Annotated in this window: 10 protein-coding genes; 2 read left to right on the forward strand and 8 right to left on the reverse strand. The window is 67.0% G+C overall.

Annotated elements, in window-relative coordinates; genetic code table 11:
- Positions 1 to 97 precede the first annotated feature (97 nt).
- The 7 genes from RZV17_RS15035 to aspS form a co-directional block, all read right to left on the reverse strand.
- Complete coding sequence (locus RZV17_RS15035) at positions 98 to 2,005, reverse strand: potassium transporter Kup (RefSeq protein WP_039563631.1); 1,908 nt, start codon at positions 2,003 to 2,005, stop codon at positions 98 to 100.
- A gap of 53 nt (positions 2,006 to 2,058) precedes the next feature.
- Positions 2,059 to 2,643 (reverse strand): Holliday junction branch migration protein RuvA, encoded by a 585-nt coding sequence (ruvA, locus tag RZV17_RS15040; RefSeq protein WP_039413813.1) that lies wholly within the window; start codon positions 2,641 to 2,643, stop codon positions 2,059 to 2,061.
- Between the two features lie 118 nt (positions 2,644 to 2,761).
- Positions 2,762 to 3,286 carry a crossover junction endodeoxyribonuclease RuvC gene (gene ruvC / locus RZV17_RS15045; RefSeq protein WP_355604600.1) on the reverse strand — a complete coding sequence of 175 codons (525 nt, stop codon included), beginning with the start codon at positions 3,284 to 3,286 and terminating at the stop codon, positions 2,762 to 2,764.
- A 129-nt stretch (positions 3,287 to 3,415) separates the two neighbouring features.
- Positions 3,416 to 4,144 (reverse strand): YebC/PmpR family DNA-binding transcriptional regulator, encoded by a 729-nt coding sequence (locus RZV17_RS15050; protein ID WP_166749117.1) that lies wholly within the window; start codon positions 4,142 to 4,144, stop codon positions 3,416 to 3,418.
- Positions 4,145 to 4,233: 89 nt separating this feature from the next.
- On the reverse strand, positions 4,234 to 4,905 hold the full coding sequence (locus tag RZV17_RS15055; RefSeq protein WP_355604605.1) for an alpha/beta fold hydrolase: 672 nt from the start codon (positions 4,903 to 4,905) through the stop codon (positions 4,234 to 4,236).
- 63 nt (positions 4,906 to 4,968) lie between these two features.
- Entirely contained in the window at positions 4,969 to 5,496 is a 528-nt protein-coding gene (locus tag RZV17_RS15060; RefSeq protein ID WP_355604608.1) for an N-acetyltransferase, read from the reverse strand.
- Positions 5,497 to 5,691: 195 nt separating this feature from the next.
- Complete coding sequence (aspS, locus tag RZV17_RS15065; protein ID WP_355604611.1) at positions 5,692 to 7,458, reverse strand: aspartate--tRNA ligase; 1,767 nt, start codon at positions 7,456 to 7,458, stop codon at positions 5,692 to 5,694.
- 157 nt (positions 7,459 to 7,615) lie between these two features.
- On the opposite strand from aspS, the gene RZV17_RS15070 reads away from it, so the two are divergent.
- A complete protein-coding gene (locus RZV17_RS15070; RefSeq protein ID WP_047695296.1) occupies positions 7,616 to 8,380 on the forward strand; it encodes a DUF3011 domain-containing protein in 765 nt (254 codons plus the stop codon).
- Between the two features lie 114 nt (positions 8,381 to 8,494).
- Here the strand turns inward: RZV17_RS15070 and RZV17_RS15075 are convergent, their stop codons facing one another.
- Positions 8,495 to 8,806 (reverse strand): FmdB family zinc ribbon protein, encoded by a 312-nt coding sequence (locus tag RZV17_RS15075; RefSeq protein ID WP_039413797.1) that lies wholly within the window; start codon positions 8,804 to 8,806, stop codon positions 8,495 to 8,497.
- 421 nt (positions 8,807 to 9,227) lie between these two features.
- On the opposite strand from RZV17_RS15075, the gene RZV17_RS15080 reads away from it, so the two are divergent.
- Positions 9,228 to 10,472, forward strand: a complete 1,245-nt coding sequence (locus RZV17_RS15080) for an MFS transporter (RefSeq protein WP_355604615.1) — start codon at positions 9,228 to 9,230, stop codon at positions 10,470 to 10,472.
- The last annotated feature ends 433 nt before the right edge of the window (positions 10,473 to 10,905 follow it).

Here is a 10,905-nt window from a genome sequence, read left to right on the forward strand (position 1 = left end):
GCAGCGGAGGACAGGAAAGAAATCATGATCCGGCAATTGTAGAAGACTGCAGCCCGCTTTTACCGGGTCCCCGGCCCCGGGTCCCGGGTCCCGGCATTTAAATCTCCACCTGCGCGCCGAGCTCCACCAGGCGATTGCCCGGAATGCGGAAGAAGCCGGTCGCCGGCGCGGCATTGCGATGCATCAGCGCGAACAGCTTGTCGCGCCAGATCGGCATGCCGCGGTTGGCGCTGGCCACGATGGTCTCGCGGCTGGCGAAGAAGGTGGTGTCCATCGGATCGAAATGGATACCACCCTGGTCGCAGGAGCGCATCAGCGCCAGCGGCACGTCGGGCGTCTCCATGAAGCCGAAGCGCACGTAGACGCGGTAGAACTCGTCGCCGATCGATTCGATCTGCAGGCGCTTGTCCACCGGCGCATACGGAATCGGCAGGGTATCGACGTTGAGGAAGATGTTGCGCTCGTGCAGCACCTTGTTGTGCTTGAGGTTATGCATGAGTGCATGCGGCACCACCATCGGGTCGGCAGTCAGGAACACCGCCATGCCCGGCACGCGCGCCGGCGGGGCCAGCATCAGGCCCGGCAGGAAGCTGTCGATGCGGATACCGTCCTTGCGGATTTCCTCGCGCAGCAGTGCGCGGCCGCGACGCCAGGTACGCATCAGGGTGAACACCACGATGCCCAGCGCGAGCGGGAACCAAGCACCCTGCAGCAGCTTGGCGCCGTTGGCGATCACGAAGGCCAGTTCGATGATGAAGAACACCACGCACAGGGGCAGCACCCAGTTGCGCCAGCGCGGCCACAGCGCGCGGGCGACCAGGGCCAGCAACAGGGTGTCGATCAGCATGGTCATCGACACCGAGATGCCGTAGGCCACCGCCAGGTTGGTGGAGCTGCGGAAGATCAGCACCAGCGCGATCACCATCACCATCAGCAGCCAGTTGATGCCGGGTACGTAGATCTGGCCGATGGTGTCGCGCGAGGTGTGCTTGATCAGCATGCGCGGGATGTAACCCAGCTGCATGGCCTGACGGGCCACCGAATAGGCGCCGGTGATCACCGCCTGCGAGGCGATCACCGCCGCCAGCGTGGCCAGGATGATCATCGGGTACAACGCCCAGCCAGGCACCGCCTCGAAGAACGGGTTCTTCAGCGCGGACGGGTGATTGAGCACCAGCGCACCCTGGCCCAGGTAATTGAGCAGCAGCATCGGCAGCACGAAGAAATACCAGCCGTGGCGGATCGGCTTTGCGCCGAAGTGCCCCATGTCCGCGTACAGCGCCTCGCCGCCGGTCACCGCCAGCACCACCGCGCCCAGGATGAACACCCCGTGCCAGCCGTGCTCGATGAAGAAGCGGATCGCCCACCACGGGTTGAAGGCCTTCATCACCTCCGGTGCATCGACGATGTTCCAGGCGCCGATCGCGCCCAGCGACAAAAACCACAGGCAGGTGATCGGGCCGAACACCTTGCCCACGGTCTCGGTGCCGAAACGCTGCACCATGAACACGATCAGCAGCACCACCACGGTGATCGGCACGATGAAGGGATGCAGGCTGGGCGCGGCGATTTCCAGGCCTTCCACCGCGCCCATCACCGAGATGGCCGGGGTGATCACGCCGTCACCGAAGAACAGCGAGGCGCCGAAGATGCCGAGAATGCCCACCACATACGCCGAACGCGAGCCCTGCTTGAGGGTGCGCTGGGTCAGCGCCATCAACGCCATGATGCCGCCCTCGCCCTCGTTGTCGGCGCGCATGATGATGGTGACGTACTTGAGCGTCACAGTGATCATCAGTGCCCAGAACGCCAGCGACAGCACCCCCAGCACCGTGTCGTGGTCGCTGCTCAGCCCGTAGTGCGGCGAAAACGCCTCCTTCAGGGTGTACAGCGGGCTGGTGCCGATATCGCCGAACACGACGCCAATGGCGCCGATGACCAAGGCCATATGGCTGTTGGCGGGCGCGTGGCCATGGCCCGCTGCAGGAGTGGAGGTCTGTGACATGAGTGGGCAGGGTATCGCCGAAGGGCGTGAAGAATGGGAAAGGTCGAGGCCGCTTAACGCAGCGCGGCCTGCAGGGCCTTGCGGATGACCATGGCGACGTCGTCGCCTTCTGCCCCGGCCTCGCGCGCCATGCGTGTGGCCTCGGCCGGCTTGTAACCCAGCTGCTGCAAGGCCACCGTGGCCTCGGACACCGCATCCGGGCCGAGCTGGCCGGTGATCGGCGCACCGCTGCTGAAGTCGGCGGCGCGGTCGCGCAGCTCCACCACCATGCGCTCGGCGGTCTTCTTACCGATGCCGGGGATGCGCGTGAGCGCGGTGATGTCGCCGCTGGTGATCAGGCGGGCGAACTCGTCTACGCTGACGCCGGACAGCACTGCCAGCGCGATCTTGGCACCGATGCCGGTGACCTTCTGCACGTCGCGGAACAGCCGCCGCTCGCCTTCGCGCAGGAAGCCGTACAGCGCCACGCTGTCTTCCTTCTGCGCGTAATGGGTAAACAGGATGACGTCGCGACCGACGTCGGGCAGGTCGTAGAAGGTGCTCATCGGCGCCTCCAGCTCGTAGCCCACTCCACCCACGTCGATCACCAGCCACGGCGGCTGCTTATAGGCCAGGATCCCGCGCAGACGGCCGATCACGCGGCACCGCCTTGGCGGTGCCGGGAATGGGGAATCGGGAATGGGGAATCGAAACAGCGTGCGCTGCTCTGGACCATGCACTTGCAATTCCCGATTCCCGATTCCCGATTCCCGATTCTCATCTTTTGCGGCTCCAGGCCTGTTGCGTATTGACGCCCAGACGTTGCGCGGAGGCGCGGACGTGGGCGTGAGTGATGGCGACCGCCAGTGCGTCGGCGGCGTCGGGCTGCAGCTTGCCTTTCAGGTTGAGCATGATGCCGACCATGTGCTGCACCTGCACCTTGTCCGCGCCGCCCTTGCCGACCAGCGCCAGCTTGATTTCGGTGGCAGCGTACTCGTGCACCGGCAGGTCGCGCATGACGACCGCGCAGATCGCCGCGCCACGTGCATGGCCGAGCTTGAGCGCCGAATCGGCGCTCTTGCCCATGAACACCTTCTCGATCGCTACCTCGTCCGGCCGGTAGGTCTCGATCAGCTCGCCCAGCCCGTGCAGCAGGCGCTTGAGCCGCTGCGCAAAGTCGCCCTCGCCCAGCAACACCAGCGGCGCGTGGTGCACATGCCGGCTGCGACCGCCTTCGTCGATATCGATGATGCCGATGCCGGTGCGCTGCGAGCCGGGATCGATGCCCAGGATGCGGGTCATCTAGAGGCCGGGATTGGGGAGTCGGGAATCGGGAATGGGTAAAGCGGCCTACTGGCGTGCTCGACATTGCCGAGCGATGCAGGATGCTGCTGTTTCGATTCCCGATTCTCCATTCCCGATTCCCGGCGCTTACGCGCCGAGCGCCGCTTGGTCGACGTTCGAATAGACGTCCTGGACGTCGTCCAGGTCTTCGAGCATGTCGAGCAGCTTGCGGACCTGCAGCGCGGTATCGCCGTCCACGGCGATGTCGTTGTCGGCGCGGAAGGTGATTTCGGCATGCGCCGGTTCCAGCCCGGCAGCGACCAGTGCGTCCTTGACCTGGGCAAAGGCGTCCGGGGCGGTCAGCACGTCGATGGCGCCGTCTTCCGGGTACACCACCACATCGTCGGCGCCGGCCTCGATGGCGGCGTCGGTGAGGGTGTCCTCGTCGGTGCCGGCGGCAAAGCTCAGCACGCCCAGGCGCTTGAACATGAAGGCCACCGAGCCGTCGGTGCCCATGTTGCCGCCGCACTTGCTGAAGGCGTGGCGCACGTCGGCCACGGTGCGCACGCGGTTGTCGGTCAGGCAGTCCACGATCACCGCCACGCCGCCGGGGGCATAGCCCTCGTAGCGCACTTCTTCGTATTCCACCCCTTCCAGCTCGCCGGTGGACTTCTTGATGGCGCGCTCGATCACGTCCTTGGACATGTTCGCCGACAGGCCCTTGTCCATGGCGGTTCGCAGGCGCGGATTGTTGGACGGGTCGCCGCCGCCGGCGCGTGCGGCCACGCTGATCTCGCGGATGATCTTGGTGAACATCTTGCCGCGTTTGGCGTCGGAGGCGTTCTTGCGGCCTTCGATCGAGGGGCCTCTACCCATGGGTGGTTCCAGACTGGCTTGGATGACAGGGCGCGGATTTTACCTGATTGCTCGCCCGCACCGGGGCGCCGACATGCGCCAGCGGATGTTCAAGGCGCAAAGTGGCCGTTGCGCAGGAAGGCCAGGGCTTGCCGGGCCGCCTCGGGCGAGCGCAACAAGCCGCTGTGGCTGGCCTGCACCACGCAATGGTCGCGCAGGCCGGGCAGGCGGGTTTCGGCCAGCGCAACGGTGCCGTCGGAGCCGGCGTCCAGGGGCGCCAGCCAGCGGCCGACGCCGCGTGGCACGCAGCCGGCCACCTGGCCGATCTCGGCCGACCCGTCCCAACGGGTGAACCCGTGCTGCAACAGCGCGGCGCTGCGGCCCATGGCCCATACGCCGCCACGCCGGGCCAGGCTGCGCGCGGCGGCACTGCCGCGCAGCGGCGAGCCAAGACAGACCACTCGACGCACCGGCAGATCGGGCGCGTCCTGCAACGCCTGCAGGGCCACCAGGCCGCCGAGGCTATGGCAGATCAACAGTTGTGCACGGCTGGCGCGCAGCCGCGCGATCAATTGCGGCACTGCCTGCGCCGGACCGCCGAATACGCTGGCATAGCCGAACACTGCAGGCGCCAGTCCCTCGCTCCGCAGCCGCCGGGCCAGCGGCAGCAGCCAGTGCGCGGTGTTCCAGATGCCGTGGACCAGCAGCACGTCGGCGGTGGTCGCCGGCTCGCGCGAGGCGCGCCTGGCTGCACCTGGAAATGCAGCGGCCGCGCCGGGCATCAGCGCGATTGCCTGCAGGTGGCGCGCAATCGCCGGGCAAGTGCGGACGGTGCCGGCATGCCGTCAATCGGCCGCGATCAGCGGCCTGCGACGCAGGATGTGTTCGCGATCGACAACTTTGCCCACCGGGAAGTCGTACTCGCCCACTTTCTCGAAACCGTAGCGCGCATAGAACCGCTGCGCGCCGAAGTTCTCCGACCACACGCCGATCCACAGGGTGCGCGGGCCGTCGCGCTCCAGCCACTCCAGTGCGGTTTCGAACAGCCGGCTGCCCCAACCGCTGTTCTGGTAGTCCTTCAGCAGATACAGCCGCTTGAGCTCTCCATCGGCTGGGCGTACGTCTGCGTGCGGCAGCCCGCAGGGGCCGGCGGCAGCATGACCAACCAACAGGTTGTCCATCTCCAGCAACCAGATCGCGTAGTCCGGATGCCCCAGCACGATGCGCGCGCGCTCGACCGCATACGTTTCTTCGAGAAAACCACGCAGGTCTTCTTCTGGATACAGATGCCCGAAGGTTTCGGTAAAGGTCTGTGCGGCCAACAGCGACAGCGCTTCGGCATCGTCCGGTGTGGCGCGGCGGATGCGGGTCATGCGGGCCTCTCGTACCGGATGGGACGTGGCAGCTTCTCGCATGCGGCGGCGCTGCTGCAAGTGGAGAATCGGGAATCGGCAAATGCGGCGCCTGAGCGCGGCGCACGGATGGGTCGCCACTACTTCGCCAAGGTCGTTGGCGCCTGGCAGGGCAAACACGGCCACGCGCGAGGCGTGGCCGTGCTTGCGCGCAGGTCAGGCCTGCTTGGGGCGCACCTGCACGTGCACCTCGGCCAGCTGTTCGGCGGCGATCGGCGACGGGGCGTCGGTCATCAGGTCCTGTGCGCCCGTGGTCTTGGGGAACGGGATCACGTCGCGGATGGATTCGGTGCCGGCCATCAGCGCAGCGATGCGGTCGATGCCGAAGGCGATGCCGCCGTGCGGCGGGGCGCCGTAGTTCAGGGCATCCAGCAGGAAGCCGAACTTGGCGCGCGCTTCTTCGGCGCCGATGCCGAGCAGCTCGAACACTGCGCTCTGCATGTCCGGGCGATGGATACGGATCGAGCCGCCGCCGATTTCATTGCCGTTGAGCACCATGTCGTAGCCACGCGACACCGCGGTGCGGGCATTGGCGCGCAGGTCGGCGATATCGTCCACCGCCGGCGCGGTGAAGGGGTGATGCAAGGCGACGTAACGCTGCGCCTCGTCGTCCCATTCGAACATCGGGAAATCGGTGACCCACAGCGGCGCCCAGCCATCGGCGACCAGGTTGAACTCCTTGCCGGCCTTCAGGCGCAGCGCGCCCATGAAATCGGACACCTTGTTGTAGCCGCCGGCGCCGAAGAACACGATGTCGCCATTGCCGACGCCGACGTGCTTGAGCAGCGCGGCGAAGGCGTCTTCGGAGAAGAACTTGGCGATCGGCGAGCTGACCTCGCCGGTCTCCGAGAGCTTGATGTAGGCCAGGCCCTTGGCACCGTACTTGGCGGCATGCGCGGCGTATTCGTCGATCTGCTTGCGCGACAGCGCTGCGCCACCGGGGATGCGCAGCGCGGCAACGCGACCGTCGGCATCATTGGCGGCGGCGGTGAACACCGGGAATTCGCTGGACTTGACCAGCTCGGCCACATCGACCAATTCCAGATCGATGCGCAGGTCCGGCTTGTCCGAGCCATAGCGACGCATCGCCTCGGCCCAGGTCATGCGCGGGAACTGCGCGGCCAGCTCGACGTCCACCACTTCCTTGAAGATGGCGCGGATCATGTCCTCGACGAAATCCTGCACGTCGCGTTCGCGCACGAAAGCGAACTCCATGTCGAGCTGGGTGAATTCCAGCTGGCGATCGGCGCGCAGCGCTTCGTCGCGGAAGCAGCGTGCGATCTGGTAGTAGCGGTCGAAGCCGGCCACCATCAGGATCTGCTTGAACAGCTGCGGGCTCTGCGGCAATGCGTAGAACTCGCCCGGATGCATGCGCGCCGGCACCAGGAAGTCGCGCGCGCCTTCCGGAGTGGCCTTGGTCAGGATCGGGGTTTCGATGTCCTGGAAATCGCGCGCATCCAGGTGCCGGCGCAGCGCCTGCACCAGCTTGATGCGGGTGCGCTGCATGCGCTGCATTTCCGGACGGCGCAGGTCCAGATAGCGATACTTCAGGCGGGTGTCTTCGCCGGGGTTCTCGTGCGCGTGGAACGGCAGCGGCGCGGCCTTGTTGAGGATGCTGATGCGCGTGGCGCTCACTTCCACCTTGCCGGTGCGCAGCTTGTCGTTGACCGCATGCCGCGCGCGCACCACACCTTCGACCTGCAGCACGTCCTCGTAGCCGAGGCTGGCGGCCACCTTGAACAGCTCTGCGCTGACGTCGTCGCCAGCCACCGGCTCCACCGTCACCTGCACGATGCCTTCGTGGTCGCGCAGGTCGATGAAGCACACCCCGCCCAGATTGCGGGCCACGTCGGTCCAGCCGGCGAGAGTGACGGTTTGGCCGATCATGGTCTCGTCGACCAGGCCGCAGAAGTGGGTACGCATCGAAAGCTCCGCTGAAAACCCGACGCAGGACAGCGCCGGAAAGCCGGATATTCTGGGGCCGGCGGGCGGCAGGAGCAAATGCGGCGGCGGTCACCGGCGCTTAAGTCGGTGCCCGGCTGAATAGGCGCCACGCCCCTCCCGCACCAAGGACGCCACGATGCTGCGCACCGCCCTGCTGATCTCCGGCTTCAGCCTCCTCGCCTTCGGTGGCGCGCTGGCCAGCCGTCCCGCCGCCGCGCAGGACCGTGGCTGGAACGGCCAGACCGTCACCTGTTCCAGCAACGACAACCGCCGCCGCGAATGCGACACCCCGTTCCGTGGCCGCGCGGCGCTGGTGGAAAACATTTCCGGCACGCGCTGCATCGAAGGGCGCAACTGGGGCAGCGACCGCGGCCGGATCTGGGTGGACAACGGCTGTCGCGGCCGCTTTGCCGAGGCCCGCGGCGGCTGGGGCGGTGGTGGCTGGAATGGTGGCGACGATCGCCCCGGTAACGCCGCAGCCGGCACGGTGCGCTGCGAGAGCCGCGACCAGCGCCAGGCGGTCTGCAATACCGGTTGGCGGCGCGCAATGATCGTGCGCCAGCTCTCCGGCACCCCCTGCGTGGAGGGACGCAACTGGCATCAGGAACAAGGCCGCATCTGGGTGGACGACGGCTGCCGGGCCGATTTTGCGCAGGCCCGTGGCGGCGGCTGGGACCGGGATGACCGCGGCGGCGGCCCTCGCGGCGATTACTCGGTGACCTGCAACAGCGACGACCGCCGCCTGCGCACCTGCAAGTGGGACGCGGACGCCGGCCGCCCGATGCTGACCCGCCAGCTGTCGGACACGCGCTGCGAGGAAGGCCGCACCTGGGGCTACGACTCGCGCCGCTCGACGGTCTGGGTCAACGATGGCTGCCGCGCGCGGTTCGATGCCCGCTGAGGGTTGAACGGGGGCCGTTGCAGGCGGGAATCCACAGGTCGGTCCGGCGTGGACCGGCCTGTGTCGTTTTCGTCGCGCAAGTCGTGCAGGTGTCGCCGCCTGGCAGGGTCGCCGTCACGCCGCGCCGGATGCCGGCTTCGCCGCTGCTGCGGCCGGTGCAGCTGCTGGCTTGCTGTCGCCGGCCGCGGCAGGCTTGGCCTCGCCGCCTGCGCTGCTGTCGGTGAGGTTCTTCTTCTTTTCGCCGGCCGACTTGAAATCGGTCTCGTACCAGCCGCTGCCGGACAACCGGAACGACGGCGCGGTGACCTGGCGCTTGATGGTGGCCGCGGCGCAGGCCGGGCAGCTTTGCGGATCGGGGTCGGCCATCTTCTGCAGGCGGTCGAACGAATGGCCACAGGTGGTGCACTGGAACGCGTAGATGGGCATGGCAGAAGATGAGGAAGACGATGCAGGGGCGCAGATTCTAGACGGATGCGGGTGCGTCGGCGCAATGGCCAACCAGTGCGCGCGAAGATGGGGCCTGATGCGTTGGCACGTCACTGCGTGATGGGCGGAGACGCCGGCGACGCGGTGCGATGCCGCAGTGGCCAGCCGGTTGAGACAGCACGCCGGCAAGTACGACAGCCGCCACGCGATCATCCGGTCCGACTGCTCCGTGGCAACACAGGCATCGCGTGCGCGGGTCGCCCATCCGCACCCACATGCGATGCAGTTCGTGGACATGCGCCGGTGCGGGCGACCGTCGCTGCAGGCTGCGCGCGGCGAGATCCGGACCGAGCCGCACTGCCCGGGCTGCTACACTCGAACACGTGATCGACGCGCCTTTCCCCCCACGAGGGCCGCATCCATGCTGCGGCTGACTGCCTTATTGCTCGGCGTTGCCCTGCTGCTGACCGGCAGTGGGCTGCTTGGCACCTTGCTCGCCGTGCGCGGTGGCCAGGCCGGCTTCGATGCGCGTGCGCTGGGCCTGATCATGTCCGGCTACTTCGCCGGTTTCTTCCTCGGCACCTTCTTCGCGCCGCCGTTGATCCGCCGCATCGGACATATCCGTGCATTCGCGTTCTACGCATCGCTTGCGGCGATTGCGGTGCTGCTGCATCCGATCTGGCTCGATCCCTGGGGCTGGGGCGTGTTGCGCCTGGTCACCGGCGCGGCGCTGGTCGGCCTGTACACCGTGATCGAAAGCTGGCTCAACGCCGAGCCGGATGCGCGTCGGCGCAGCCGGGTATTTTCGGTGTACATGGCGATCAATCTATCGGCGCTGGCGCTGGGCCAGATCCTGCTCAGCATCGGCGATGCGGGCGCACCGGCGATGTTTACGCTGACGGCGATCCTGATCTGCGCGGCGGTGATGCCGGTGATGACCACGCGGCTGATCCCGCCCGAGGTACCGCATGTCTCGCGCCTGCGACTGAAAACACTGTACGCCTTGGCGCCGGTGGCGACGGTTGCTGCCGGCCTTTCCGGACTGGCGATGGGTGCGTTCTGGGGTCTGTTGCCGGTGTACGCCAGCCGCATCGGGCTGGATGCCGACGGCGTGGCGATGTTCATGCTCGCTGCCATCGTGGGCGGTGCGGTGCTGCAGTGGCCGATCGGGCGCATCAGCGACGGGCATGACCGGCGCATCGGCCTGGTCACGGTGAGCGTACTGGCCGCCGGTATCGCCATCGCTGCCGCCATGCCGATGGTGCAGACGCAGACCACCGTGTTGTTCGTGCTGTTTTTCGTTTACGGCGGGTTGGCGTTTTCGCTGTACCCGTTTGCGGTTGCGCACATGCTCGATTACCTGCCACGCGAGGACCTGCTCTCCGGTTGCAGCAGCCTGCTGCTGGTACACGGTGTGGGTGCGGCGATCGGCCCGGCGCTGGCCGGCGGTGCAATGCAGAAGTTCGGCCCGGCGGCCTTGCCGGTGTATTTCGCGGTGATGCTGCTGGCGCTGGCCGGATTCACGCTGTCGCGGCTGCTGCGCTTCACCCGCCGCCGCACCCATCCCATCTCCTTCCGCCCGATGCTGCGTACCACGCCATCGGCGCTGGAGCTGATGCCGGAAACGCAGCAGGCCGAAGCATCGCCGCACATCAAGGGCGGCTGACACAGCTCTTCGCTGTCGTTATCTGCAGTGCGAGTGAGCTGTCCTTTGCTGCATGATCCTTGCCTGGTCACCAGCGCGAGACGTGCCCGCAAGGCAGAGCAGTTGGTAGACGACCTGGTGGTAGATCAGCAGTGGAGCACTCGATCTGCTGCTTGATTGCAGGGCTCTTGCCCCGCCCACCATCGCAGGACACGCCGCAAGTACGTCCATGTAGGCGCTGGCGCGGCATCCATGCCGCTCGAGGTCCAGCGACGGCGGGCGGGCAAGGACCAGTCGAGACGGTCGGTGCGCATGGATATGAACCAGCGACGAGCAGGCTGGTGATGCGGTGACCTTTGCTTTCCAACAAAACCACCAACCAACTATCTGGCGTGGTGCCCTCGCCGATTGCGGGACCGTGTGGCGGCATGGATGCCGCTACCGAGCCTACAAG

This window comes from Xanthomonas cannabis (genome assembly GCF_040616535.1).
GTDB lineage: Bacteria > Pseudomonadota > Gammaproteobacteria > Xanthomonadales > Xanthomonadaceae > Xanthomonas > Xanthomonas cannabis.

What these genes read in the sequence shown, in the direction of transcription:
- RZV17_RS15035 (WP_039563631.1), bottom strand. Translation starts at nt 2,005, where the DNA reads ATGTCACAGACCTCCACTCCTGCAGCGGGCCATGGCCACGCGCCCGCC.
- ruvC (WP_355604600.1), bottom strand. Translation starts at nt 3,286, where the DNA reads ATGACCCGCATCCTGGGCATCGATCCCGGCTCGCAGCGCACCGGCATC.
- RZV17_RS15050 (WP_166749117.1), bottom strand. Translation starts at nt 4,144, where the DNA reads ATGGGTAGAGGCCCCTCGATCGAAGGCCGCAAGAACGCCTCCGACGCC.
- RZV17_RS15055 (WP_355604605.1), bottom strand. Translation starts at nt 4,905, where the DNA reads ATGCCCGGCGCGGCCGCTGCATTTCCAGGTGCAGCCAGGCGCGCCTCG.
- RZV17_RS15060 (WP_355604608.1), bottom strand. Translation starts at nt 5,496, where the DNA reads ATGACCCGCATCCGCCGCGCCACACCGGACGATGCCGAAGCGCTGTCG.
- aspS (WP_355604611.1), bottom strand. Translation starts at nt 7,458, where the DNA reads ATGCGTACCCACTTCTGCGGCCTGGTCGACGAGACCATGATCGGCCAA.
- RZV17_RS15070 (WP_047695296.1), top strand. Translation starts at nt 7,616, where the DNA reads ATGCTGCGCACCGCCCTGCTGATCTCCGGCTTCAGCCTCCTCGCCTTC.
- RZV17_RS15075 (WP_039413797.1), bottom strand. Translation starts at nt 8,806, where the DNA reads ATGCCCATCTACGCGTTCCAGTGCACCACCTGTGGCCATTCGTTCGAC.
- RZV17_RS15080 (WP_355604615.1), top strand. Translation starts at nt 9,228, where the DNA reads ATGCTGCGGCTGACTGCCTTATTGCTCGGCGTTGCCCTGCTGCTGACC.